This window comes from Bacteroides sp. HF-162, from assembly GCF_015679285.1.
Lineage (GTDB): Bacteria > Bacteroidota > Bacteroidia > Bacteroidales > Bacteroidaceae > Bacteroides > Bacteroides uniformis.
In genome coordinates, this window is record NZ_CP064937.1 from 1,130,849 (window position 1) to 1,156,302 (window position 25,454).

The window sequence follows — 25,454 nt, forward strand, 5'->3', positions numbered from 1 at the left end:
AGTTAAATAAAGTTATTGGGCTGTTTAGTGTGCCTGCAACCAGTTGTTTCCCCACCCACAATCGGCTTTCAGGGGTACGTGCATGCGATATGCCTGCTCCATCTCTTCGATTACGATTTTCTGTACAAGCTCTTTTTCTGCCTCTGGAACGCTGAAATTTAGTTCGTCATGGACCTGTAAAATCATCTTTGCTTTCAGATTGTAAGCTTGGAAGCGCTGATAGATGTGTGCCATGGCTACTTTTATGATGTCGGCGGCACTTCCCTGGATGGGAGCGTTGATGGCATTCCGTTCGGCATAGCCCCGTACCACCCCGTTTCTTGAGTTGATGTCTGGCAGGAAGCGCTTGCGGTGGAAGATGGTTTCCACATAGCCGTTCTCGCGTGCCACTTGGATGCTTTTGTCCATATACTCCTTCACTTGTGGGTAGGTTTCAAAGTAGCCGTCTATCAGCTCTTTGGCTTCCTGGCGGGAAACGCCCATGCGTTCGGCAAGCCCGAAGACGGAGATGCCGTAGATGATGCCGAAGTTTGCCGTTTTTGCCTTGCGGCGCATGTCGGCGGTTACGTCGTTTATATCTATCTTATATATCTTGGCAGCGGTGGCGGCGTGGATGTCGTGTCCGCTGAGGAAGGCGTCTATCATGTTCTTATCTTCGCTGAGGTGTGCCATGATGCGCAGCTCTATCTGCGAGTAGTCGGCAGAGAAGAACTCGCAGCCGGTGTCGGGGATGAACGCCTTGCGGATTTCCTTTCCGTCTTCGTCGCGGATGGGGATGTTCTGCAGGTTGGGATTGCTGGAGCTGAGGCGTCCGGTAGCGGTTACCGCCTGGTTGAAGGAGGTGTGTATGCGGTCCGTACGTGGGTTGATGAGCTGGGGCAGGGCATCTATATAGGTGCTCAGCAGTTTCTTCAGTCCGCGGTATTCCAGTATCTTCCCGATGATGTCGTGCTTGCTGCGGTAGCTTTGCAGCACCTCTTCGGAGGTGACGTATTGTCCGGTCTTGGTCTTTTTCGCTTTCTCCACGATTTTCAGCTTGTCGAACAGCACTTCGCCTACCTGCTTGGCGGAGCTGATATTGAATGTCTCGCCAGCCATCTCGTAGATTTCCTTTTCAATCTCCTGCAGGCGGACAGTGAAGTGCTGGGACGACTGCTTCAATGCTTCCGTATCGAGCAGCACTCCGTTGCTCTCTATATTGACAAGTACGGGGACGAGCGGCATCTCTATTTCGTAGAACAGATGTTCGGCACCTTGCTCCTTCAGTTCCTTTTCCAGCACGTTTTTCAGTTTGAGGGTGACGTCCGCATCCTCGCAGGCATAACGGTAGACATCTTCGGGTGGAAGGTCGCGCATGTTCTTTTGGTTTTTGCCTCGCGCTCCAATCAGCTCATCGATGTGGATGGTCTGGTAGTGCAGGTAGATTTCCGCCAGATAGTCCATGTTGTGTCGCAGTTCGGGTTGAAGCACGTAATGGGCGAGCATGGTGTCGAAAAGCTTGCCTTTCACCCGGACTCCGTAATTCTGGAGGATAATCATATCGTACTTGATATTTTGTCCCACCTTCATGGATTTCTCGTTTTCGAAGAGGGGGCGGAACTCGTTTACAATTTTTAAGGCTTCCTCTCGTTCAGCAGGTACGGGTACGTAGTATGCCCGATTTTCGGCGTCACTGAAGCTCATTCCCACGAGTTCGGCATCCATTGGCTCGGTTCCGGTAGTCTCTGTATCTATTGAGAGAATTTCGCTTGTAAGCAACTTTTGAATAATTTCCTTTCTTTTCTCTTCTGTATCAATGAGTTGATAGTCTACATCGAGCATTTCTAACCGCTTCAGATTTGAATTTTCAGAAGCTCCCGTCCCCTCGCCCGCAAAATTTGCAAACAAATCGCCTTGAACGGGGGCGCTGTTTTCGGGATTGGAGGTTTGCGGCTGGGCAAACAGAGTGCCGGCAAAGAGGTCGGGTGTCGGAGAGGTTGGGGTGGGGGAGGAAGAGTTGCCGTTTCCTTTTTTGAGTATCCGGTCGATGAGTGTGCGGAATTCCAACTCTTCGAAAATCTTGCGGAGTTCTTCTTCGTTCGGTTCTTCCCGGACGAGCGAATTCATATCGAGCCGGATGGGGACATCTGTTTTGATGGTAGCAAGGAATTTGGAGAAGGTAATCATCTCCCGGTTTGTCTCCACCTTCGTTTTCAGTGCGCCTTTCAGTTGGTCGGTGTGTTCCAGCAGGTTCTCGATGCTGCCGAATTCGGCAATCAGCTTCTGTGCGGTTTTCTCGCCCACACCCGGACAGCCGGGGATGTTGTCGGAAGCATCGCCCATCAGTCCCAGCATGTCGATGACTTGCTCGGTGGTTTGTATGTTGAATTTGGCTTTTACTTCTTCGGTACCCATCACTTCGAATCCGCCGGTGTGCTTGGGGCGGTACATAAAGATGCGGTCCGATACCAGCTGGCCGTAGTCCTTGTCGGGTGTCATCATATAGGTGGTGATGCCCTGCCGCCCTGCTTCGGTGGCAAGCGTGCCTATCACGTCGTCCGCTTCATAGCCGGCCACCTCAAGGATGGGGATGCGGTAGGCGCGGATGATATCCTTTATAATAGGTACGGAAAGGCGGATGGTCTCGGGTGTCTCCTCGCGCTGTGCCTTGTATTGCTCGTAGGCCTCGTGGCGGAAGGTAGGGCCTGACGGGTCGAAGGCTACTCCTATGTGTGTGGGATTCTCTTTTTTAAGCACTTCTTCCAGGGTGTTTACAAAGCCCAGAATGGCCGAGGTGTTGAATCCTTTTGAGTTGGTTCTCGGGTTCTTGATGAACGCGTAATAGGCCCGATATATCAGTGCGTAGGCATCGAGCAAAAACAGTTTATCGATTGAATTCATACATTTAATCCTTTTTTTCATGGTAAAAGTACAAAAAAATACCGTATTAACCGTTTTATTACTATTTTTGTAGGCAAATAGCGATGCATGGACAACTCATCATTGATAAAATCTCCGATTTCTGAGGAACTGGAGGACTTCAAGAAACTTTTTGAAAGTACCCTTTCCAGTTCCAACCTTTTGCTGAACAGCGTGATTGCGCATATCCGGCAGAAGAACGGGAAGATGATGCGCCCCATTCTGGTGCTTCTGGCTGCGAAGCTTTTCGGTAAAGTATGTCCTGCAACCCTGCATGCTGCGGTTGCACTGGAACTTCTCCATAATGCAAGCCTTGTACACGATGATGTAGTGGATGAAAGTACTGAACGCCGTGGACAACTCTCCGTTAATGCCATTTTCAATAATAAGGTAGCCGTGCTGGCAGGCGATTATCTGCTTGCAACAGCGTTGGTGCAAGTGGGCATGACCCGTAACCATGACATTATCGACATCGTCTCCTGCCTGGGGCAGGATTTGGCAGATGGTGAACTTCTGCAGCTTTCCAACGTCAGCAATCTCCATTTCTCCGAGGAAGTCTATTTCGACGTTATCCGCAAGAAGACGGCCGTGCTCTTTGCAGCTTGTACGAAGGCGGGCGCTCTCTCGGTGGGAGCCAGCGATGAAAAGGCGGAATCTGCGCGTCTGTTCGGTGAATATATCGGGCTTTGTTTTCAGATAAAGGATGATATTTTCGATTACTCCGAGAGCAAGGAAATAGGCAAACCTACCGGAAATGATATGGTGGAGGGGAAGTTGACTCTGCCTGCGCTTCATGTGCTCAATACCGTGAAGGATAAAACAGCGGAAGAAATTGCCGTAAAGATAAAGAATGGGGAGGCAACGCCTGGCGAAATAGCCCATTTAATCGAATTTACCAAGCAGAATGGTGGTATAGAGTATGCTTCGCAAGTGATGTATGACTATAAGGAAAGGGCTCTTTCTTTGCTGGCTTCTTTGCCCGATACGGAGGTAAAAGCAGCGCTAGCTGGGTATCTGGATTATGTGGTAGAACGGGAAAAATGACGGAACTGTTTCCGGTGGATAATATGAGAAAGCCTGATGGAACCCACTCCATCAGGCTTTATTTATAGGTAAATACAGCTTTCTCTTAGAAGAATTTCATCTCTTCACCCTTGATTTCCGAAAGCAGCAGGTTGGCAAGACGACTGGTTCCCAGACGGAACAGCTCGTTGTTCAGCCATTCTTCGCCGAGCACTTCCTTGACGATGGTGTAATAAATCAGTGCATCGTTCACGCAGTTGATTCCTCCTGCGGGCTTAAAGCCTACCTTGATACCCGTCAGCTCGTGATATTCCTTGATGGCCTGGCACATAACCAGGGCGGCCTCCGGCGTGGCGGCAGGCTGCTGCTTGCCGGTGGAAGTCTTGATGAAATCGGCACCCGAATACATGGAAAGGATGGATGCTTTTTTGATGTTCGAAGCCGTCTTCAAGGCTCCGGTTTCGAGGATTACCTTCATGTGGTGCTCTTTGCAGGTTGCTTTGAGTTCTTGTATCTCCTCGCACATGCCTTCATAGTCTCCCGCCAGGAACTTGCCCACCGAAATAACGATGTCTATTTCATCGGCGCCTTCCATCAGTGCCATGGCAGTTTCTGCCACTTTCACTTCAATGAAAGTCTGGGAGGAGGGGAAACCTGCTGATACACAAGCTATTTTTACATCTTCCACTTCCAGCGTGTCTTTTACGACTTCTGCAAAATTGGGGTATACACAGATGGCTGCCACATTCTTCAGGTCGGGGAACTCTTCGTCGAATTTATTCACTTTCTGGGTGAATTTCATGACGCTTTCGTCGCTGTCCGTACTGTTCAGTGTGGTGAGGTCAATGCAGTTGAAAAGGAATTTCTTTACCTCCGGCGTGTTGTTTGCCGGCACTTTTTCTGCAATGATTCTGGCAGCTTGTGCAGCTATTTCCGCATCATCCAGTTGGGTGTTGTACTTTGCCAGGGCGGCGTCATACTTACTCTGGGTAGGCTCATTCTTCTCCATGGTCTTTCAATTTAGGGTTATTGATATGTCTTGTCTGGTCACGTCTGGTTTTCTTCTCAAGGTTGCGGCAGAAGGCGTCTGTCAGGTTCACTCCGGTCTGGTTCGCAAGGCAGAGAAGTACCCAAAGAACATCTGCCATCTCATCGTCGAGATTGTCTTTTTCTCCTTTCTTGAAGGATTGGTCGCCATACTTGCGTGCCATGACGCGGGCGAGTTCGCCCACTTCTTCGGTCAGTATCGCCATATTGGTGAGTTCGCTGAAATAGCGCACTCCGTATTCCTTTATCCAGGAATCCACTTGTTTCTGTGCTTCTTCTAACGTCATTATTCCTTGTTTTTTGTATCTATACAGATGGTCACGGGACCATCGTTCATCAGTTCTACTTTCATATCGGCACCAAATTCGCCGGTACCTATTTCTTTACCTAATGCTAAACTCAGTTCCCGGCAGAATTGTTCGTACAGCGGGACGGATATTTCCGGCCGTGCTGCCCGTATGTAGGAGGGACGGTTGCCTTTCTTGGTGGAGGCGTGGAGGGTGAACTGGCTGATAACCAGTATCTCGCCGTCTGCTTCAAGAATGGATTTGTTCATTACGCCGTTTTCGTCATCGAAAATGCGCAGGTTGACTATCTTCTTGCAAAGCCAGTCAATATCTTCTTTTCCATCGGATTCTTCGATGCCTACGAGTATCATGAGGCCTTTTCCAATGGAGGCTTTGCAGGTTCCGTTGATGGTGACGGAAGCGTATCCGGCACGTTGTATCACTACTCTCATGTTATTCTTGTCTTTTTGAGGGAACAAAGTTACGAATTAATTCGTTGTGTGCATGGTTTTGCAGGCTGATTTATCAGTCATTATTTCTCTGAAAAATAGGTCTGGATGATTTTGGCTTTCGCTTCTCCCACCACGGTGGCAAGCTCCTTGGCAGATGCTTCGCGGATACGCTTCACGCTTTTGAACTCCTTGAGCAATGCGCTTTTCGTCTTTTCACCGATGCCTTTTATCTCGTCCAGTGCGGAGGCAATCTGCCGTTTGCTGCGTTTGTCGCGGTGGAAGGTGATGGCGAAGCGGTGCACTTCATCCTGAATCTGTGTCAGCAACCGGAAGAGGGGGGTGTTCTGTTTCAATCCGATGGTCTGGGGAGGGAAACCGTACAGCAGTTCGGAAGTGCGGTGTTTGCCATCCTTGGCAAGCCCGGCGATGGGGATGTTCAGGCCAAGTTCGTCTATCACCTCTTTTACGGCGCTCATTTGCCCTTTTCCACCGTCGGTGATAAGAAGATCGGGCAGGGGAGTTTTCTCTTCCATGGCGCGCTGATAGCGCCGTTTTACGACTTCTTTCATGGAGGCATAGTCATCCGGTCCCTCTACGGTCTTGATATTGTACTTGCGGTAATCCTTCTTGGAAGGTTTCCCCTTGACGAAGACTACGCACCCGGCCACGGGGTCGGAACCTTGGATGTTGGAGTTATCGAAACATTCTATCTGCATGGGCAGGCGATCCAGGTGCAGCTCTTGTTGTATCTCTTTCAGCAGGCGCACAGTCCGTTGCTCCGGATTCAGCTTTTCGGCTTGTTTCAGGCGGTCGGCTTTGTACTGCTTCACGTTGAGGATGGAGAGTTCCAGCAGCTTCTTTTTGTCTCCCCGTTGCGGGATGGTGAAAACGACATCTTTCAGCTTCATATCTAGCTCAAAAGGTACGATGATTTCACGTGAAAGGCTTTTGTATCTTTCCCGCATTTCGATGATGCCGAGGGAGAGCAGCTCTTCCTTGGTTTCGTTCAGCCGCTTTTTGTACTCGAAGGTGAAAGCCTGGTTGATGGCGCCGTTCGTAATGTGTAGGTAGTTGACGAAAGCGGACTTTTCATCGCTGTCTTCTTCAATGGAGAATACGTCGATATTGTGCAGCACGTTGCTTACCACTTCCGATTTTGCCCGGTAGTTTTCCAGCAGCAGGTATTTTTCCTTTATCTTCTGTGCTTCTTCAAACTTCATTTCGGCTGCCAACTCCTGCATTTGTTGGAAGAGCATCCTTTCTATCTCTTGGGTATTCCCTTTGAGGATTTCCTTGATTTCAGCGATGTTTTTCAGGTAATCTTCCTGACTTTGCTTGCCGATGCAAGGCCCTGCACAGTTCTTGATGTGATATTCCAGGCAAACATTGAACTTTCCGGCACGTATGTTCTCTGGAGAGAGGTTCAGGTGGCATGTACGTAAGGGGTACAGATGCTTGATGAGGTCGAGTAATGCGTACATGGAAGGTATATGGCTGTAAGGGCCATAATAGGAGGAACCGTTACGGATTATCTTCCGGGTTCTGAATACGCGTGGAAAGTATTCGTTCTGCACGCAGATGCTAGGATATGTTTTGTCGTCTTTCAACAGTACGTTGTAGCGTGGCTTGTATTTCTTGATAAGATTGTTTTCCAACAATAGCGCGTCTTCTTCCGTATTCACCACGATATATCGGATATCTGCAATCTTGCTGACCAACACTCTCGTCTTTCCCGGTTCGTGCTCCCGGTTGAAGTAGGAAGACACTCTTCGCTTCAGATTCTTTGCCTTTCCTACATATATAATGGTCCCTTCGGTATTCAGATATTGGTAAATACCAGGACTTTCGGGAAGGTTGGATACAATCCCTTTGAGGTAGTCGTTAGTTCTGAGTTCTTCCATAATGGTATGATGAAAAGGTGGAGGATAAGAGGAGTAAAATGATGGATAACATCAACTCTCAGGTAAGAGTACTCTGTGCCTCTGTGTCGTTTCGTTTGACAAATTTATAGCGATAGCACCGATTCCACTTCTACATCATCCCCAAACACATCCTTGCCATGAAGCTCTTTCAGCTCGATGATGAAGTTTACATACACTTTCTTGGGGCTCATCTGCTTCACCAATTTGCAGGCAGCTTCCATTGTTCCACCGGTTGCCAGTAAGTCGTCGTGCAGCAAAACTACATCGTCTTCATTAATGGCATCCTTGTGCATCTGTACGGTATCTTTGCCATATTCTTTATCATAGCTTTCTTCAATGGTTTCTGCAGGAAGTTTTCCCGGCTTGCGGATAGGGACGAAGCCTGCTCCCAGTCTGGTGGCGAGAATGGGGCCCATAATGAAACCTCTTGATTCTATACCTACTACTTTGGTTATTCCTTTGTCCTTATACATCTCGTACAGTGTGTCCGAGAGCTCCTGCAAGGCGGCAGGTTCCTTGAACAAGGTAGTTACATCGTAGAATAGAATTCCCGGAATGGGGAAGTTGGGTATTTCCCGAATGCTTTTAGCAAGCGTTTCTTTGCTCATAATCAGTTTATTTAATAGGTTTGTTGAATTCTTTGTTTCACGTGGAACTTTGCGCTCTATCGTCCGCAAAGTACCAGTAGTACGTTGATGTCGCTCGGAGATACTCCCGGAATCCGACTCGCTTGGGCTATTGTTTCCGGATCTATCTTTACCAGCTTCTGTCTGGCTTCGGTGGAAAGGGATTGGATGGAATTATAGTCAAACTTTCCTTTTATCTTGATGCTTTCCAATCTTGCCAACTTATCCGCAATAATCCGTTCGCGTCCGATGTATCCTTCGTATTTGATGAGTATTTCTGCAGCTTCTACAATTTCTTCTTTTCTATCGGATATTTTATCCAGTTCTCGTTTAAAGGCGCTGACATGTTCGGCAATGTTCTCAATTGTTACTTGCGGTCGGTTTATCAAATCTATCAATTTGCATCCTTGGCGCAGTGGAGTAGTGCCGAGCTGCTCCAATACCGGATTGATTAATGCCGGTTTCATCGAGTAATTCCGCGTGAAGTCTATAATCCGGTTCACGGCTTCACGTTTTTCTGTCAGCAGCTTGTACCGCTCTTCCTTGGCGAGTCCTAGCTTCCAGGCTTTTTCCGTGAGTCGCATGTCCGCATCATCCATACGGAGCAGGATGCGATATTCGGCACGGGAAGTAAACATACGGTAAGGCTCGTCCACACCTTTTGTTACCAAGTCATCGATTAAAACGCCGATATATGCTTCATCTCTTGCAAGGGTGAATGGTTCTCCGCCGTGGCAATTGATGTGGGCGTTGATGCCTGCCATGATTCCTTGTCCGGCAGCTTCCTCGTAACCGGTTGTTCCGTTTACTTGTCCGGCAAAGAACAGATTCTTTATATTCTTCGTTTCCAGCGTATGTTTCAGTTGGGTGGGGTCAAAGAAGTCGTATTCGATGGCATAGCCCGGGCGGTAGATGACCAAATCTCTGAATGCCGGTATCTTTTTCAATGCTGTAATCTGGATGTTCATGGGCAATGAAGAAGAGAATCCATTCAAGTAGAGCTCCTGGGTTGTTTCCCCTTCGGGCTCCAGGAAAAGCTGGTGCTGCGGCTTGTCGGGGAAAGTTACAATCTTGGTCTCTATACTGGGGCAATAACGTGGGCCAATACTTTGGATTTGTCCGTTGAAAAGGGGAGAATCTGGCAGACCTTCCTGCAGAATCCGGTGTACCTCTTCATTGGTGAAACAAGTCCAGCAAGGGAGCTGTTTCAAATGGCGTACATGAGTATCCATGAACGAGAACTTGTGGAAGTCACATTCTCCGTCTTGAATTTCCATATCCTCATAATGCACGCTGCGTCCGTCTATGCGTACGGGGGTTCCCGTCTTCATGCGTCCGAATGTGATGCCATGTTTGGCGATGGACTCGGTTAATTGGTAGGATGCAGGTTCTGCCATACGTCCACCCGGAAGCATGGTACGTCCCACGTGCATCAGTCCGTTGAGGAAAGTTCCTGCGGTGAGTACTACACATTTGGCATGGAACGTTACTCCCCATAGTGTTACTACTCCTGTAATCTCACCGTTTTCAACGAGGATTTCCTGCACGGTATCTTGCCAGATATGCAGGTTGGGGATATTTTCCAGGATTTCTCTCCATGCCCAGATGAATTTGTTGCGATCGCACTGTGCGCGTGGGCTCCACATAGCGGGACCTTTGGAACGGTTCAGTATACGGAACTGTATGGCTGTCTGGTCTGTCACCAATCCCATATATCCTCCCAAGGCGTCTATTTCGCGTACTATCTGTCCTTTGGCGATGCCTCCCACTGCCGGGTTACAACTCATCTGTCCGATTTTGTTCATATCCATTGTGATAAGACAAGTCTTCGAGCCCAGGTTTGCGGCAGCGGCAGCGGCCTCGCATCCTGCGTGTCCGGCACCTATTACAATAACGTCATACTTAAACTCCATTCGTTCAGTGTATTTTAAAACTGTGCAAAGTTACGAAAAAAGTTGTATGCCGGGACGTGTCATATCTTAAAATCCGGATATATCTTCTTTGGCATTGCTTATATTTCCGCATTCGGTATCATACTTATTTTCTGGATTTCTTTAACTGGAGACATATTGCTTGTATTTGGTCTGTAATGTAATCAAAATAAAACTTTTTAGTGTGATTACTTTTCTTTTTGAAAAAGAGACATATCTTTGCAGTGATTGAATATTAAAAAGCGTTTTGATTGATTAATTTTAAGGAAGAGAAGCATGAGAAAGAAATTCTTCTTGTTAATCATTGTCTGTCTGGTTATGGGGGCAGTGACCGATATCGAAGGTAACTTTACAATCTTGAATGTACTGAGTACGGTATTTCTGTCAGCAGGTTGGCAAAACTGTCAGAAAGATGCCTTTGATGGATTCCTTTGATAAAATGAGACGATAATACCTTGATATTTCACAAAAATACTATTTATTGGCTCGAAATTTCTATTCTTTTTTTCTGAATCGGCTTATCTTTGCTTTCGTAGAAATCAATAAAAAAGTTATAATACTATGAGAAGACTTTTCCTCATATCGTCATTCTTGACGTTGTTTGCAATCGGAAGCTCGGCGCAATGGAAGCCGGCAGGTGATAAAATCAAAACGGACTGGGCATCCCAGATTAATCCCGCGAATGTGTTGCCCGAATATCCTCGTCCCATCATGGAACGGAGTGACTGGAAGAACTTGAACGGACTGTGGAATTATGCCGTTATAAATAAAGGTGAGCATCTTCCGGCAGAGTTCGAAGGGCAGATACTTGTTCCCTTTGCTATTGAATCCTCCTTGTCCGGAGTTGGAAAAAGAATCAATGAAAACCAGGAACTGGTCTACCAGCGCAGTTTTGAAATTCCTTCTGCCTGGAAGGGAAAACAAGTGCTGTTGCACTTTGGTGCTGTCGACTGGAAAACGGATGTATGGGTGAATGATGTGAAAGTAGGCAGCCATACGGGGGGATTTACTCCGTTCTCCTTCGATATTACTGCCGCCCTTTCTGGCAAAGGCAACAATCAGTTGGTCGTAAAGGTTTGGGACCCAACGGATAAAGGACCTCAACCCCGTGGAAAGCAGGTCAGCAATCCGGAAGGTATCTGGTACACTCCCGTAAGCGGTATCTGGCAGACGGTATGGATGGAGCCGGTTGCCGGAAAACATATCGAGAATCTCCGTATCACTCCCGATATTGACCGTAATCTGTTGACAGTGAGGGCTGAATTGAATAGTGCATGCCCTTCCGACTTTGTGGAAGTGAATGTGTATGACGGCAATCAACTGGTAGCTACCGGCAAAAGTATCAATGCAGAGCCGGTGGAGGTGTCCATGCCCCGGAATGCCAAGTTGTGGAGTCCGGATTCCCCCTTCCTTTATACGCTGAAAGTGACGCTGAAAAGCGGAGGAAAGGTAGTGGATAAGGTGGACAGCTATGCTGCCATGCGTAAGTACTCCACCCGTCGTGACGCGGATGGTATCGTACGTCTGGAACTGAATAACGAAGCTTTGTTCCAGTTTGGACCGCTGGACCAGGGCTGGTGGCCCGACGGACTGTATACAGCTCCCACAGACGAGGCTTTGCTGTACGATGTACAGAAGACGAAAGATTTCGGTTTCAATATGATTCGCAAGCATATCAAGGTGGAACCGGCACGTTGGTACACACATTGTGACCGTTTGGGTATCATCGTATGGCAGGATATGCCGAGCGGTGACCGTAATCCGGAATGGCAGAACCGTCGCTATTTCGACGGGACAGAAATGAAACGTTCTGCCGAATCCGAAGCTTATTATCGAAAGGAATGGAAAGAAATAATGGATTGCCTCTACTCTTATCCGTGTATCGGTACATGGGTACCGTTCAACGAAGCTTGGGGGCAGTTCAAGACGGTAGAGATAGCCGAATGGACGAAACAGTATGACCCGACCCGCCTGGTGAATCCGGCAAGCGGCGGTAACCATTATACTTGCGGTGACATGCTCGACCTTCACAACTATCCCCAACCGGAAATGTATCTGTATGATGCACAGCGCGCTACGGTTTTGGGTGAGTATGGCGGCATTGGCCTTGTCTTGAAAGACCATCTTTGGGAACCGAATCGCAACTGGGGATATGTTCAGTTTAACTCTTCCAAAGAAGTGACTGATGAGTACGTGAAATATGCCGATATGCTGTATCAGATGATAAAAAGAGGTTTCTCGGCGGCCGTCTATACACAGACCACGGATGTGGAGGTGGAAGTGAACGGTCTGATGACTTACGACCGCAAGGTGATAAAGCTGGATGAGAAACGCGTGAAGGAGATAAATACACGCATTTGCAATTCACTTAAGAAATAGGGGCATTTACAATTTACCATTTACAAAGTATAATTTGGCTGCGCTGTCATCTGCATAGTTAAATTATACTTTGTAAATGGTAAATTGTACATTAAAAATGTTGTTATGAAACGATTGATTATAAAGCTTTTCCTTAGTCTGTGCCTATGGGCGGTATTGCCGGTTTGTGCGCAGGATGCTGTTCATTACTATTTCAGAACGATGGATATCCGGAACGGTCTTTCGCAGAACACCGTGTATCAGATTTTGCAGGATAGGAAAGGCTTTATGTGGTTCGGAACCAAGGACGGTCTGAACCGTTATGACGGATTGTCTTTCCGTATTTACAAGAAAGAGAATTCCGGTTTAGGCAAGAATTTCATAACTGCGCTCTACGAGGACCGCCGGGGCAATATCTGGATTGGTACCGATGGGGGAGTCTTTATTTATGACCCGGTACTGGATTCCTTTACCGCTTTCGATGAGGCCAGTGATAACGGCAGTATCATCAGGGATTTCGTCACCATGATTGGAAGTGACGAGGACGATAATATCTGGATATCGGTAGAAAACCAGGGGTTGTTCTGCTATAAACCGGATGAAGGGAGGTTGCTGAACCATCTGCACGATTCGGGACTGCCCAATGTAACCCGCTTTTGGCTGAATGGGAATACGTGTTGGCTGGCCTTGTATGCGGATAATCTTTACTATACGAAAGCTGACTTTGAAACTCCTCTGCAGCCTTTCAAGGACGCGGAAGGAAATGAGATTTTCAAGAATGATATTATCAATTGGCAGGTCAGCGGACCCCATAATTGTGTGTATATCGCCTCGCTGAACGGGCTGACCGAGATAAACCAGACTACAGGCAAGACGCGGAAACTGCTGAACACCTATGTGAGGGCTTTGCAGTTCAAATCTGACGACGAGCTGTGGGTGGGCGCAGAGTCCGGCTTGTATATTTACAATCTGACGAATGACAAGATTACCCATTTGACCGTTCCCGACCAGGATGATTCGTATGCATTATCGGACAATGCTATTTATTCGCTCTGCTGCGACAAGGAGAACGGCATGTGGATAGGGTCTTATTTCGGTGGAGTGAACTATTGCCCTTATCAGTGGACTTATTTCGAGAAGTTCTATCCGAGAGACAATCTCAGGCATTTCGGCCGTCGTGTACGGGAAATCTGTGAAAGTAATGATGGCACCTTGTGGATAGGTACCGAAGACAAAGGCTTGTTCAATTACAATCCGGAAAACGGAAAGATAGAGCCTTTTGAGCATCCGGCCATTTATCAGAATGTCCACGGCCTTTGCCTGGACGGGGATGATTTGTGGGTAGGTACGTTCTCCGGTGGTCTGAACCGGGTGAATCTTCGGACCAGGCAGGTGAAACATTATGCCAAGGGTGAGAGTGAGAATTCCATGGTCGCCAATGACGCCTTTACCATTTGCAGGACCACTACGGGAGACGTGTGGATAGGCACCACGTCCGGTCTGTTGAAGTACAATCGCTCCACAGATGACTTTACCCGGATTCCTCAGCTGAAGAATATGTTTACTTATAACATTCTGGAGGACTTCAACGGAAATCTGTGGTTTGCTACTTTTTCCAATGGAGTGTTCTGCTACAATGTAAGAAGCCAGCAGTGGAGGAATTATCTGTCTAATGAGAATGATTCGACCTCTCTTCCCTACAATAAGGTAATCAGTATCTACGAAGACAGCAGGAAGCGTCTGTGGTTCATGACGCTGGGTGAGGGCTTCTGCCGCTACAATCCGGAAACGGACAATTTTACCCGTTATGACATGTCGAAAGGATTTCCGAGCAATACCATCTACAAGATGGTCGAGGACAAGCGGGGAAACTTATGGATTACTTCCAATTATGGTCTGGTCTGCTTCAATCCCGACACGGAGAGCAAGCATGTCTATACCACGGCAAACGGTCTGCTGAGCAACCAGTTTAATTTCCAGTCCGGTTACATTGACAAGAAGGGACGCATCTATTTAGGTAGTATCAACGGATTCATAGCCTTTGACCCGGAAACTTTTGTGGAGAACACTTTTCTCCCTCCCGTAGTGATTACAGATTTTTATCTGTTCAACAAACGGCTTTCGGTGGATAGTCCGGATTCTCCTTTGGAGAAGAGCATCACCTATGCGGATGAGATAGAGCTGGATGCCGACCAGAATTCTTTCTCTTTCCAGGTTGCGGCCCTGAGTTACCAGGCACCCGAAATGAATGGTCTTGAATGTAAGCTGGAAGGCTTTGACCGCGACTGGTATACGGTAGGACGGAATTCCATCATCAACTATTCAAACCTTCCTTATGGAAGCTATACATTGCGTATAAAGGGTTCCAACAGCGATGGCAAGTGGAACGCGACGGAACGTGTGCTCGACATCCATATTCATCCTCCTTTCTATCTCTCCACCTGGGCGTATGCTGTTTATACGGTATTGGCGTTATGCTCACTGGCTGCTGTAATTATCTATTTCAGAAAACGGACCCAGCAGAAGCATCAGCAGGCTATGGACAAGTTTGAGCGGGAAAAGGAACGGGAGTTATATGCTGCGAAGATAGACTTCTTCACGAATGTGGCGCATGAGATACGTACACCGCTTACACTGATAAAGAGTCCGCTCGAGAATGTACTGGCTTCTCGTTCTGTTTCGGATGACATCAGGGATGATTTGGAGACCATGGAACTGAACACTAACCGGCTGCTTGATTTGGTGAACCAGTTGCTGGACTTCCGGAAGACGGAGACGCAAGGCTTCCAATTGAATTTTGTGGAATGTGACGTGTCTGAGCTCTTACAAAAGACGTATAAGCGTTTCAAGCCTTTGGCACGTGAAAGGGGGCTGGCATTGAGTATAGAGACTCCCGAAAGCTTGTATGCTTCGGTTGATAGGGAAGGGCTTACCAAGATTATCAGCAATCTGCTGACCAATGCGATAAAGTATTCGGAGACCTATATACGCATCAGGCTATATTCGGAAGGTGAAAGACTGCTGCTTTCTGTATGCAATGACGGCCTTGTCATTCCGGTAGAGATGCGCGAGGAGATTTTCAAGCCGTTCATCCAGTATAAAACCGGTACCTTGCGCTCTGTGCCCGGCACCGGTATCGGGCTTGCACTTGCCCGTTCATTGGCCGAACTCCATGAGGGTACGTTGTGCATGGAAGATTCGATGGAGAACAACTGTTTCCTGCTGTCACTTCCGTTGAAGCACGAGCAGACGGTGGCTATGGAGCATAAAGAACCGGTAACGGGCGGGGAATCCTCTGAGGAAAGTGGTGCAGGTACTGCCTTGGAACAGCACCGGTATACTCTTTTGGTGGTGGAAGACAGTCTGGAAATGCAGGCATTTGTTGTGAAACAGCTCTCTTCGGAATATCGTGTGCTGACTGCCGTGAATGGGGTGGAAGCTTTGAAGGTGTTGAAGGAACATACTGTAAATCTTGTCATTTCAGACATTATGATGCCCGAGATGGATGGATTGGAGCTGTGCGAGCATCTGAAGTCCGAGCTTGACTATAGCCATATACCGATTATCCTGCTTACGGCGAAGACGACCCTTCAAGCCAAAATAGAGGGAATGAAGCTGGGGGCTGACGTATATATAGAGAAACCTTTCTCCGTGGAATATCTGAAAGTTTGTGTGGCCAATCTGCTGAACAACCGTGAGAAGCTACGGGCTTCTTTTGTCAATTCTCCTTTTGTGCAGACGGGCAGTATGGCAATGACAAAGGCAGATGAATCTTTCCTTAAAACATTGAAGGAAGTGGTGGTTGCCAATATGCAGAATCCGGATTTCTGTCTGGATGATATGGCAAGCCTGCTGAACATGAGCCGTTCGAGCCTGAACCGGAAGATAAAGGGCATATTGGATATGACCCCGAATGACTACATCCGCCTGGAGCGGTTGAAGAAAGCGGCGCAGCTTTTAAAGGAAGGGGAGTGCAAAATCAATGAGGTTTGCTACATGACCGGCTTCAATACTCCTTCCTATTTCACCAAGTGCTTCCAAAAACAATTTGGTATTCTGCCCAAAGACTTCGTGAAATGATAGCATGGAATGCTTGCTAAATATAACAATCCAATCAAATGCCCCTGAGAGACATCTCAGGGGCATTTTTTGGATTTATAATTGCATAGATTGAAGCGATATTTGCATTAATTTTAGCTTTATGCGGATATATTTGCATCCGAAAACCAACAATTTATAATACTATGACCCCTATGCCTATGACGTAACAAATCCTAATCAATGTTCTATGATTGGCAGAAGTGACTAATCACTTTCTGCAGTGTATTTAAAAGCGGACGTTAGTTTCCGCATAGTTTTAAAATCTAATTCTATAAAAAATGATCAAGAAAATCTTATTCTTATTCTTTGTTGTGTTTGCAGCTACCGCTTATTCACAAGATGTGACCATAACGGGAACGGTGACGGATGCAAATAGTGAGCCTTTGGTGGGCGTGAATGTATTGGTGAAGGGTACTACCACGGGTGCCATTACCGATATTGACGGTAATTTCTCAGTGAGTGGAAAGAAAGGAAGTACACTCGTTTTTTCTTATATCGGTATGCTTACGCAGGAAGTTGTCTATAAGGGAACTGCCTTGCGCGTGGTGATGAAAGATGATTCGAAAGCACTGGAAGAAGTGGTTGTCATCGGTTATCAGACCGTGAAGAAGTCCGACTTGACTGGAGCGGTTGCCGTTGTTGATACCAAGGAAATGAAGAAAAGCGCTGCAGGAACACTGGTCAGCCAGATGCAGGGTTTGGCAACCGGTATTAACGTACGCAGTAGCGGTAGGGCGGGCGAAGATGCCTCTATTGAAATTCGCGGTGTCGGTTCTTTGAGTAATAACTCTCCGTTGTGGGTTATTGATGGTATGATTACAGACCCGGGAGTTGACTTCAACCCTGCAGATGCAGAATCCATCCAGATTCTGAAGGACGCTTCTGCTGCTGCCATCTACGGTTCGCGTGCTGCCAATGGTGTGATTATCGTTACTACCAAGAAAGGTACGAAAGGTCCCATGAAGGTGAATGTAAGCGTAAAGGAAACATTGGAATGGAGCCCGAAATTTGATTTGATGAATGCGGCAGAATATATCAAGTATAATGATATTGCCTATAATGAAGCTATCAAAGATGGCATTGCTACTGTAAACAGCACTCAGAAACACTCACAGTATGATACCAACTGGCAGGATGAAGTGTTGAAGACCGCATTGGTGCAGGACTACAACGTATCACTCTCCGGTGGCGGTGACTCCGGTAGTTATTTTGTATCAGCCGGCTACTATAACAATGATGGCGTTTCTTATGGAAATACTTTCGACCGTTATAGCTTCCGTGTCAATACACAAGGTAAAAAGGGCTGGTTCTCTTTTGGTGAAAACTTGGCTTATTCACTCACAAACACAGACCCGAACCAGACAAATACCTACAATGACTTTTTGCGTATGATGCCTACCATTCCTATCTATGATGAGAATAATCCGGGTGGATATGGCTATGGTGATGCTGCCAAATACAATACTTTTGGTGTGAACCCGATTGCTCGTGAAGATTTGGAATATCGTCATTTCCGTCAGAATCGTTTGAATGGTTCTTTATGGCTGGAATTCAAGCCTTTCGAATTCCTTTCCTATAAATTCAATGGTGGTATTGACCTTTACTTTTATGAGAATTCATGGTTCCGTGGAGAAGGTAACTGGACTCAGAACCAGGAACACCGTGACCCGGAAAGCCAGAAGGCACGTGACAATACTTACAATATGCTGGTTGAACATACTTTGAACTTTAATAAGGATTTTGGCAAGCATCATGTGGATGCTGTAGTCGGTACTACTTACCAGCACCATGAGTGGGAAGGTTTGTGGGCTTCCCGTCTGAACTTCCCGATGTTGGGTAACGGTGATTACCTGACCGTATTGAATGCCGGACAGAGCAACCAGCAGAATACGAACAGCATCAGTGAAAATGCGATGATTTCTTATTTGGGACGTGCGAACTACATTTATGATGATAAATACTATTTGACTGCCACCTTCCGTCGTGACGGAACTTCCCGTCTGGCTAAGGAAAATCGTTGGGGTAATTTCCCATCATTCTCCGGTGCCTGGAGAATTTCAAAAGAGGAATTCTTTGATGTACCTTGGATTAATGATTTGAAGATTAGAGGTAACTGGGGCCGTCTTGGTAACTCTTCCATTGGCGATTGGGATTATATTGGAACTATCAATCAGAGTATTGTAACTGTATTCGGAGGTGCTATTGTTCCGGGTTCTACTCAGGTGAAACTTGTGAATGCAGGTCTTGTTTGGGAAACGAAAGAAACGGTGAATGTAGGCTTTGATGCCAGTTTCCTTAACCAGCGCTTGACTATCAGCGCAGAGTATTACAACTCAAAGACCAGTGATGTATTGGCAGAGACTCCGATTGCCATTTCTACCGGTAACCAAGGAGGTTCTCCATGGAAAAATGCTGCCAGCTTGCGCAACAAGGGCTTCGAGTTTACACTTGGTTGGAAAGATCAGATTTCGGACTTTAGGTATAGCGCTTTGCTGAATGTGACTACTATGGATAACGAAGTATTGAGCTTGGGTCGTGATGGTACTAATAGAGATTATATTGATTCTGGTCAGGCAAGAACTAAACCGGGCAGATCTTTGGCTGAATTTTATTTGAGAAAAACAGACGGTATCTTCAAGACACAAGAGCAGATTGATAATTATGTGACATCTACGGGTACCCCCATTATGATTGAGGGAAAGCGTCCTCAATTGGGAGATGTCAAGTATCTCGATTTGAATGATGATGGAGAGATTACTGATGCCGACCGTGATTATTGCGGTAGTCCCTGGGCCAAGATGCAAATGTCATTGGTATTCAATGCAGAGTGGAAGAACTTCGATTTCAGTATGATGTGGAATGGTCAGTTCGGCAATAAGATATACAACGTATCCCGCTGGCAAGGACGCCTGTTTGCAGACAACTCTAACTATATTCGCTTTGAAAAGGGTGAAGAACCTTACCAGGTAAATCCTAACTCCAATACCCCGCGTATCATTTACGGTGATTTCCGTAACTCCCGTGATGCCGACCGTTTCTTGGAGAATGGCTCTTATTTCCGCATGAAGAACATTTCTATCGGTTATAACTTCAAGCAGAAGTGGCTGACCAACCTGGGTGTTGAGAAACTCCGTCTGTTTGCTACCGGTAGCAATTTGATTACTATCACCGGATATTCCGGCTTGGATCCTGACTTCAAGGGCGCGAATTCCGTTTGGAACAGTGGTACGGACAGTTTTGCATATCCTAATACCCGTTCGGTAATGTTTGGATTGGATTTGACCTTTTAACTTATAAATCAGCTTATAAATTATGAAAAAGATATATTATGGATTAATGCTTGCAGGTGCCTTGACCTTGTGCACCGGATGCAGTTCGAGTTTATTGGATATTGATAATCCCAATGAAGTAACTAATGATACTTATTGGAATAAGCCGGAAGATGCGACAGCCGGTGTCAATGCTTGTTATAGCTTCTTCTATAAGGAAGGCACTTGGATGCGTTGGCTTTCTTTCCGCTATGATTTGACTTCGGACGAAGGATGGAGTTCTTCTCCTTGGATTGAATTGGGCGACTGGACACGTTTTCTCTATAATAACTATAATTTTTATGAAGGCAACAACATACATTGGGAACATTTCTATGTAGGTATTTTCCGTTGTAATCAGGTGTTGGCTCATGTTCCTTCTATCGAAATGGATGAGACGACGAAAAACCAGGTACTGGCACAAGCTTCTTTCTTGCGTGCATTGTGGTATTTTCAGGTAAATTTGTTGTGGGACAAAGGAACTATGCCGTTGGAGCCTAAAGATGCTTCTTATATACCGGAAGATGCTTCCGAGCAGGAAATATGGGACCAGGTAGAGAAAGATTTGACTTTTGCCATGCAGTATCTGCCGGAATCTTGGGATGCTGCCAATCTGGGACGTGCTACCAAAGGTGCTGCCAAGGCATTGTTGGGCAAGGCTTATATGCAACAACATAAGTATGACAAAGCAAAGGAACAATTGCAATGGTTGATTGATAAAGAGGGCTCTTTATACGGTCTTATCGCCAATCGTGAAGATAATTTCACTGACTTGGACGAGAACAACAAGGAAGGTATCTTTGAGATTCAGTTCGATGACCAGAACAAGGGTGGTACGGGTAATGATGCCAGTATGGCATTCGGTTTCCAGCGTACTCAGTTCTATGCTCCAAGTGGTATAGGTTGGGGAGATGGTAAGGCACGCCGCTGGTTGGTAGACGAGTTCTTGAAAGAGAAACGTGTGGATGGAAAGAATGACTTGCGCTTGTACGGCAGTATCCTTTATCGTGGATTTTCGCAAGACTTCCCCGACCAGCCGAAGAAATATTATGGATTTGAAAATGCCGATTGGAATGACAATTGGGGAACTGACCCGGAAGACTGCTATATCCGTAAATACAATACTTCTTACTATCGTAGTGCAGAAGATTATTTTGCCCGTAACAACTATCGTATCATGCGTTACGCAGATATCCTGATGAACTATGCAGAGTGTCTTGTTGAAACGGGTACTAATCCTGCCGATGCTGCTGTTTATGTGGACAAGGTGAGAGAACGTGCCGGTCTGGCCAAGTTGAAAGACAGTCAGTGGAAAGATTGCTTGAGCTCTAAAGATGCCTTTATCAAGCGTCTGCAGATGGAACGTACTTTGGAACTCTGTTTCGAAGGTTGGCGTTGGGCTGACTTGAAGCGCTGGGGATTACTTGATTCCCAGGCTGGAATTGATGAACTGAAAGCTCGTGACAAAGACTTTGATAACTTTATTGTCGGCAAGCACAGACGTCTGCCTATTCCAAGAGATGAGGTGGAAAACAGCACAGTAGGTGGTGTTGCACATCTTACTCAGAATCCTAACTATTAATAACTAAAGAAGGCTATGCCTGGAAGCCTGTTCTTATTCAGGATGCTTCCGGCATAGCCTTTTCTTTCTTAAATCTTATACCATATGCTTGTCTGTAAAAAACTACTATTATCATTCGCTTTTGCCTGCTGCGGCAGCTTGTTTGCGCAGAACATCCAGAATCCGGTACTTCCGGGAGTGGCGGATGCCGGCGTAATGAAATATAACGGCAAATATTATATTGGCGGGGTCCGTACAAACGGGGATTTCTATGTATCCGATGATCTGGTTCATTGGGGGAAACCTATCCATGTCGTGACAATGGACAATGACTGGACCAGAGGCAGCGGAGCCGGAGATGACCAGATTCATGCCAATGACATGTTCTATCTGAATGGAGATTTTCATTTATACTGGTCAGTCAATTATTGGGGGAAGGACAAGCATGCCGTTCACATTGTACATGCGCAGAGCAAAGATGTCTTGGGCGCTTATACAGAACCGAACAAGAAGACATGGATGGATAACCGTATCGACCCCAAAATATTCAGAGATGATGATGGACAACTATACATGTATATGGTACGTTTTACTGATGGAAATACCATATGGGGACGTAAAATGAAGAACCCGGCAGAATTTGCCGGCGAACCGGTGTGTCAGTTCGCCTCATTGCCGGATACATGGGAAACGATGGATAACAGAGTAGCGGAGGGACCGTGGGTCATGAAGTATAGAGACCGCTACTATATGATGTATAATGCCAACCACACCTCTACAGAGTGGGGCAATTATCAGTTGGGAGTTGCTGAGGCAGACTCTCCTTTAGGTTTTCAAAATGGTAATAAATATAGCTATCCGGTTGTAGGCTGCAATCAGACACAACTGGAGGAGAAGCAAGTGGATTTATTGCGGTATGGCCGCACGTATGAGCCGTTGTTTGCTTATACGGAGAGCAAGCCGGAGGGCGACTGGACAAAAGTGACCTACGATGACTCCGGCTGGGCGAGGGGGGAGACCGGCTTTTCGTCCCGTGAAGTGAAAGGTTCCACAACCCGGCATCTGGGTACTTGGTGGAATACGCCCTCCCTATGGTTGCGAAAGACTTTCTCTGCCGGTAGCGAAACCGGCAATCTGGCACTGCGTGTCGCTCACGACGGAGATACCCGGATTTATCTGAACGGAACAATTGTCTACGAGAAGCAGGGGCGTGATTATTGTATCGTGAACCTGGACAAGAAGCTGCGTGCTGCTTTGAAGGAAGGCACGAATCTGCTTGCCGTAGAAACAAACAAGGGACGTTCGCAATTCTTCGACGTTTCTCTGTTCGATATGAAAGACGGCATTGCCGACGATATTCTGATGACTCCCGGCCAGCCCAATATCCTGAGAGGCCCCAACGGATTTGAATGGTGGCTGATTTATATGGCAAACAAGAACAATGAGCATCGGGGACAATATATCAACCGTGTCCAGTTCTTCGACAAGACGTTGTTTGTGGATGGTATCACCGGCCCCCGCACGGCAGGTTATCATCCCGAACCTTCGATGCCTACCTTTGCGGGTAAAGGCGAGACAGCTTCGTTCGGTGTGTTGCAACAAGTACAGCCGTCCGTGGCTTACTTGTTCGAGACGGGAGTCAAGACCGAGGGTGGAGCCGGCGTCATTGCCTGGTGGAAGGATGCAGATAACTGTGCTTATGTAGGTTTGGATGCCGAGAACCGGAGCTGGTACCTGCGTACACTTGTCGGCGGTAAAGAAAATAAGGAATCCTATGCCCTGCCTGAAGATTTCCGTTGGGGTGTGTACCATCATCTGCGCATTGAGCGTAATGGTGGCTGTCTGAAGATTTGGCTGGATGAGATTCCCGCACCGGGAAAACATGTCTTTGCAGAGGCTCTTCCGGCGGAAGAAGCGGGTGTTCCCGGAGTATTTGACGAGACAAAGTCTGCCTTGTTCGAAGGGGCTACCTATACCATCGGCTTCGATGATGTGCATTTCCAGCTTTCGGGGAATGAGGAGTTGTTGAAGGGCGATTTCTTGAACGATTATGAATTCAGCTTCCAGTTGTCCGGCTTGTCCGGACAAGACAAGGCAGGAAGCTATCCGGTTTATGTGGATAAGGATAACTATGTGAAGGCTCAGTTTAATGGTGCTACCCGTATGCTTGAGGTGACAGCTGTGAAGAAGGGGAAAAACGCTTGGAAAAAGGAGTTTTCACTAGGATGCCTGCAAACATTCTATCCGGATGTGAAGTATACCGACTTCATTGAGAAAGATTATCGTTTTGCTGCACCTACGTGGCTGGATACCCTTTACCTGAACCGTCATGAAGCAGGTAACAAGTCCGAATTTGTAGATGACATGTTCGGCAAATTCGACATAGAGTACCTGAATGGCAGCGAATGGTATCCGATAGAGAGCAAAAGTGGGGGAGTAGCAGAACATCCTGCGTATAATTATTGTACCTTTACTCCGGTGAAGGCAGAAGGTATCCGGTTCATTAACAAGGAGGCGGAAGATTTGGAACGCCATATCTATAAGATAGGCGTACACGAGTTGTGGAAAGACTCCTATAATTTTCGTGCAGTACGCCGGGCAGACAAACTGTATCTGTTTGTGGACGGCAGGGAATTGGGTACGTTAGACATCCGCTACCCTGCGTCCCGCATCGGATTCTGTTCGGAGGGCGAATCTCCTGCCTATAAGGGAGTGCTGTATTATCACATAGGGCAGGTTCCCAATCAGGTGAAGCCTTGATTGGATGTTGGAACCGCATTTTGTCTTGAAATTTGCACATCGAATGATAAAACTGTAATATGTTGGTAATCAGTGTGCTTAAATTACTCTTATCTAAGTATACGACTGAGGGAACCTAAGTATATGACTGAGACCTCTTCACTATACGAGGAGATGACGAAATGAGTTTGATGTAAATATTTATTTTGAAATAGAAACCATGAGAATCATGAAAAAGAATTTTATATGTATGTATTTGTTTCTGTCGGCTACGCTGGCTTCCTGTCAGTCCTGCTCTTCAGACTATAAGGATGTGGACGATATTGTTGTCGAAGGAGTTGAAACACCGGTACCTTTGGGCGACCCGTTCATCATGTTGTACGAGGGTACTTACTATGCATACGGCACCCATGCGGATGACGGCATTGAAGTCTATACCTCCGATGATTTGCAGACTTGGAAGTATAAGGGCATGGCGCTCCAAAAGAAGGATGTCTGGGCCGACCGTTGGTTCTGGGCGCCGGAGGTCTACGAAGTGAACGGGAAGTTCTATATGTACTATTCGGCAGACGAGCATATCTGTGTGGCAACAGCCGATTCGCCCGCAGGTCCGTTCACTCAGAGCAAGAAGGAGCCCCAGATTGCCGATGAGAAATGCATTGATAACTCCCTGTTCATTGATGACGACGGCACACCTTATCTCTTTTTCGACCGTTTCAACGACGGACTCAACATTTGGGTGGCCGAATTGGAGAAAGACCTCATGACTATCAAGAAGGAGACCATGCATCCTTGCATTCACGTTTCTCAGGCATGGGAGGAAGTGTGGCCTCGTGTGAATGAAGGTCCGTTTGTCGTCAAGCACAACGGAATTTATTATATGACTTATTCCGCCAACAGTTATGAAAGTCCCTTCTACGGCATAGGTTGCGCCACGGCTACCGATTTGATGGGTACTTGGACCAAATACGAGGAGAACCCCTTGTTGCAGAAACCCGGAGAACTGGTCGGGGTGGGACACAGTGCCACCTTCACAGACAAGGCTGGCAAGCTTCGTCTTGTTTTCCATGCTCATAAGGACAAGAACAATATCCATCCGCGCGCCATGTATATCACTGATGTTTCTTTCGAGAAAGTGGACGGTGTGGACCGTATGAGAATCAGCAAGGACTATATGACCCCCAAAGTAGTAAAATAAAAG

At 46.9% G+C, this 25,454-nt stretch carries 15 protein-coding genes; 8 read left to right on the forward strand and 7 right to left on the reverse strand.

The features are described from left to right. Positions 1-24: 24 nt before the first annotated feature. Positions 25-2,880, reverse strand: a complete 2,856-nt coding sequence (polA, locus tag ITJ87_RS04415; RefSeq protein WP_117964335.1) for a DNA polymerase I — start codon at positions 2,878-2,880, stop codon at positions 25-27. A gap of 87 nt (positions 2,881-2,967) precedes the next feature. On the opposite strand from polA, the gene ITJ87_RS04420 reads away from it, so the two are divergent. Continuing rightward, positions 2,968-3,942 carry a polyprenyl synthetase family protein gene (locus ITJ87_RS04420; RefSeq protein ID WP_117964334.1) on the forward strand — a complete coding sequence of 325 codons (975 nt, stop codon included), beginning with the start codon at positions 2,968-2,970 and terminating at the stop codon, positions 3,940-3,942. Between the two features lie 85 nt (positions 3,943-4,027). Here the strand turns inward: ITJ87_RS04420 and deoC are convergent, their stop codons facing one another. The 6 genes from deoC to mnmG all read right to left on the reverse strand — a co-directional run bounded on the left by deoC (position 4,028) and on the right by mnmG (position 10,168). After that, positions 4,028-4,930, reverse strand: a complete 903-nt coding sequence (gene deoC / locus ITJ87_RS04425; protein ID WP_035447524.1) for a deoxyribose-phosphate aldolase — start codon at positions 4,928-4,930, stop codon at positions 4,028-4,030. Continuing rightward, positions 4,917-5,255, reverse strand: a complete 339-nt coding sequence (locus tag ITJ87_RS04430) for a nucleotide pyrophosphohydrolase (RefSeq protein WP_117964333.1) — start codon at positions 5,253-5,255, stop codon at positions 4,917-4,919. Before ITJ87_RS04430 ends, deoC begins: the two co-directional genes overlap by 14 nt. Continuing rightward, the gene (dtd, locus tag ITJ87_RS04435) at positions 5,255-5,707 is read right to left on the reverse strand and encodes a D-aminoacyl-tRNA deacylase (protein WP_117964364.1); all 453 of its coding nucleotides are present in this window, start codon (positions 5,705-5,707) and stop codon (positions 5,255-5,257) included. The genes ITJ87_RS04430 and dtd overlap by 1 nt, the downstream gene beginning before the upstream one ends. A gap of 80 nt (positions 5,708-5,787) precedes the next feature. Then, on the reverse strand, positions 5,788-7,608 hold the full coding sequence (gene uvrC / locus ITJ87_RS04440; RefSeq protein ID WP_117964332.1) for an excinuclease ABC subunit UvrC: 1,821 nt from the start codon (positions 7,606-7,608) through the stop codon (positions 5,788-5,790). Positions 7,609-7,712: 104 nt separating this feature from the next. Beyond that, positions 7,713-8,237, reverse strand: coding sequence for an adenine phosphoribosyltransferase (locus ITJ87_RS04445; protein ID WP_165491370.1), 525 nt, complete (start codon positions 8,235-8,237; stop codon positions 7,713-7,715). A gap of 56 nt (positions 8,238-8,293) precedes the next feature. Further along, positions 8,294-10,168, reverse strand: a complete 1,875-nt coding sequence (mnmG, locus tag ITJ87_RS04450) for a tRNA uridine-5-carboxymethylaminomethyl(34) synthesis enzyme MnmG (RefSeq protein WP_117964331.1) — start codon at positions 10,166-10,168, stop codon at positions 8,294-8,296. 294 nt (positions 10,169-10,462) lie between these two features. Between mnmG and ITJ87_RS04455 the strand changes: the two genes are divergently transcribed. The 7 genes from ITJ87_RS04455 (at position 10,463) to ITJ87_RS04485 (ending at position 25,451) form a co-directional block, all read left to right on the forward strand. Further along, complete coding sequence (locus ITJ87_RS04455; protein WP_158562799.1) at positions 10,463-10,621, forward strand: hypothetical protein; 159 nt, start codon at positions 10,463-10,465, stop codon at positions 10,619-10,621. Between the two features lie 126 nt (positions 10,622-10,747). After that, a complete protein-coding gene (locus tag ITJ87_RS04460) occupies positions 10,748-12,565 on the forward strand; it encodes a glycoside hydrolase family 2 protein (protein ID WP_117964330.1) in 1,818 nt (605 codons plus the stop codon). 105 nt (positions 12,566-12,670) lie between these two features. Continuing rightward, positions 12,671-16,624 (forward strand): hybrid sensor histidine kinase/response regulator transcription factor, encoded by a 3,954-nt coding sequence (locus ITJ87_RS04465; protein WP_117964329.1) that lies wholly within the window; start codon positions 12,671-12,673, stop codon positions 16,622-16,624. 299 nt (positions 16,625-16,923) lie between these two features. Then, on the forward strand, positions 16,924-19,935 hold the full coding sequence (locus ITJ87_RS04470; RefSeq protein WP_117964328.1) for a TonB-dependent receptor: 3,012 nt from the start codon (positions 16,924-16,926) through the stop codon (positions 19,933-19,935). A 22-nt stretch (positions 19,936-19,957) separates the two neighbouring features. Then, positions 19,958-21,535 carry a RagB/SusD family nutrient uptake outer membrane protein gene (locus ITJ87_RS04475; RefSeq protein WP_009037458.1) on the forward strand — a complete coding sequence of 526 codons (1,578 nt, stop codon included), beginning with the start codon at positions 19,958-19,960 and terminating at the stop codon, positions 21,533-21,535. A gap of 84 nt (positions 21,536-21,619) precedes the next feature. Next, positions 21,620-24,274 carry a family 43 glycosylhydrolase gene (locus ITJ87_RS04480; RefSeq protein ID WP_117964327.1) on the forward strand — a complete coding sequence of 885 codons (2,655 nt, stop codon included), beginning with the start codon at positions 21,620-21,622 and terminating at the stop codon, positions 24,272-24,274. A gap of 208 nt (positions 24,275-24,482) precedes the next feature. Next, positions 24,483-25,451 carry a glycoside hydrolase family 43 protein gene (locus ITJ87_RS04485; RefSeq protein ID WP_117964326.1) on the forward strand — a complete coding sequence of 323 codons (969 nt, stop codon included), beginning with the start codon at positions 24,483-24,485 and terminating at the stop codon, positions 25,449-25,451. Positions 25,452-25,454 lie beyond the last annotated feature (3 nt).

Bases quoted from the DNA above. Each gene is read 5' to 3' on its own strand.
- ITJ87_RS04485 (WP_117964326.1), top strand. From the start codon at position 24,483: ATGAAAAAGAATTTTATATGTATGTATTTGTTTCTGTCGGCTACGCTG.
- ITJ87_RS04480 (WP_117964327.1), top strand. From the start codon at position 21,620: ATGCTTGTCTGTAAAAAACTACTATTATCATTCGCTTTTGCCTGCTGC.
- ITJ87_RS04475 (WP_009037458.1), top strand. From the start codon at position 19,958: ATGAAAAAGATATATTATGGATTAATGCTTGCAGGTGCCTTGACCTTG.
- polA (WP_117964335.1), bottom strand. From the start codon at position 2,880: ATGAATTCAATCGATAAACTGTTTTTGCTCGATGCCTACGCACTGATA.
- ITJ87_RS04465 (WP_117964329.1), top strand. From the start codon at position 12,671: ATGAAACGATTGATTATAAAGCTTTTCCTTAGTCTGTGCCTATGGGCG.
- mnmG (WP_117964331.1), bottom strand. From the start codon at position 10,168: ATGGAGTTTAAGTATGACGTTATTGTAATAGGTGCCGGACACGCAGGA.
- ITJ87_RS04420 (WP_117964334.1), top strand. From the start codon at position 2,968: ATGGACAACTCATCATTGATAAAATCTCCGATTTCTGAGGAACTGGAG.
- dtd (WP_117964364.1), bottom strand. From the start codon at position 5,707: ATGAGAGTAGTGATACAACGTGCCGGATACGCTTCCGTCACCATCAAC.
- ITJ87_RS04470 (WP_117964328.1), top strand. From the start codon at position 16,924: ATGATCAAGAAAATCTTATTCTTATTCTTTGTTGTGTTTGCAGCTACC.
- ITJ87_RS04445 (WP_165491370.1), bottom strand. From the start codon at position 8,237: ATGAGCAAAGAAACGCTTGCTAAAAGCATTCGGGAAATACCCAACTTC.
- ITJ87_RS04460 (WP_117964330.1), top strand. From the start codon at position 10,748: ATGAGAAGACTTTTCCTCATATCGTCATTCTTGACGTTGTTTGCAATC.
- uvrC (WP_117964332.1), bottom strand. From the start codon at position 7,608: ATGGAAGAACTCAGAACTAACGACTACCTCAAAGGGATTGTATCCAAC.
- ITJ87_RS04430 (WP_117964333.1), bottom strand. From the start codon at position 5,255: ATGACGTTAGAAGAAGCACAGAAACAAGTGGATTCCTGGATAAAGGAA.
- deoC (WP_035447524.1), bottom strand. From the start codon at position 4,930: ATGGAGAAGAATGAGCCTACCCAGAGTAAGTATGACGCCGCCCTGGCA.
- ITJ87_RS04455 (WP_158562799.1), top strand. From the start codon at position 10,463: ATGAGAAAGAAATTCTTCTTGTTAATCATTGTCTGTCTGGTTATGGGG.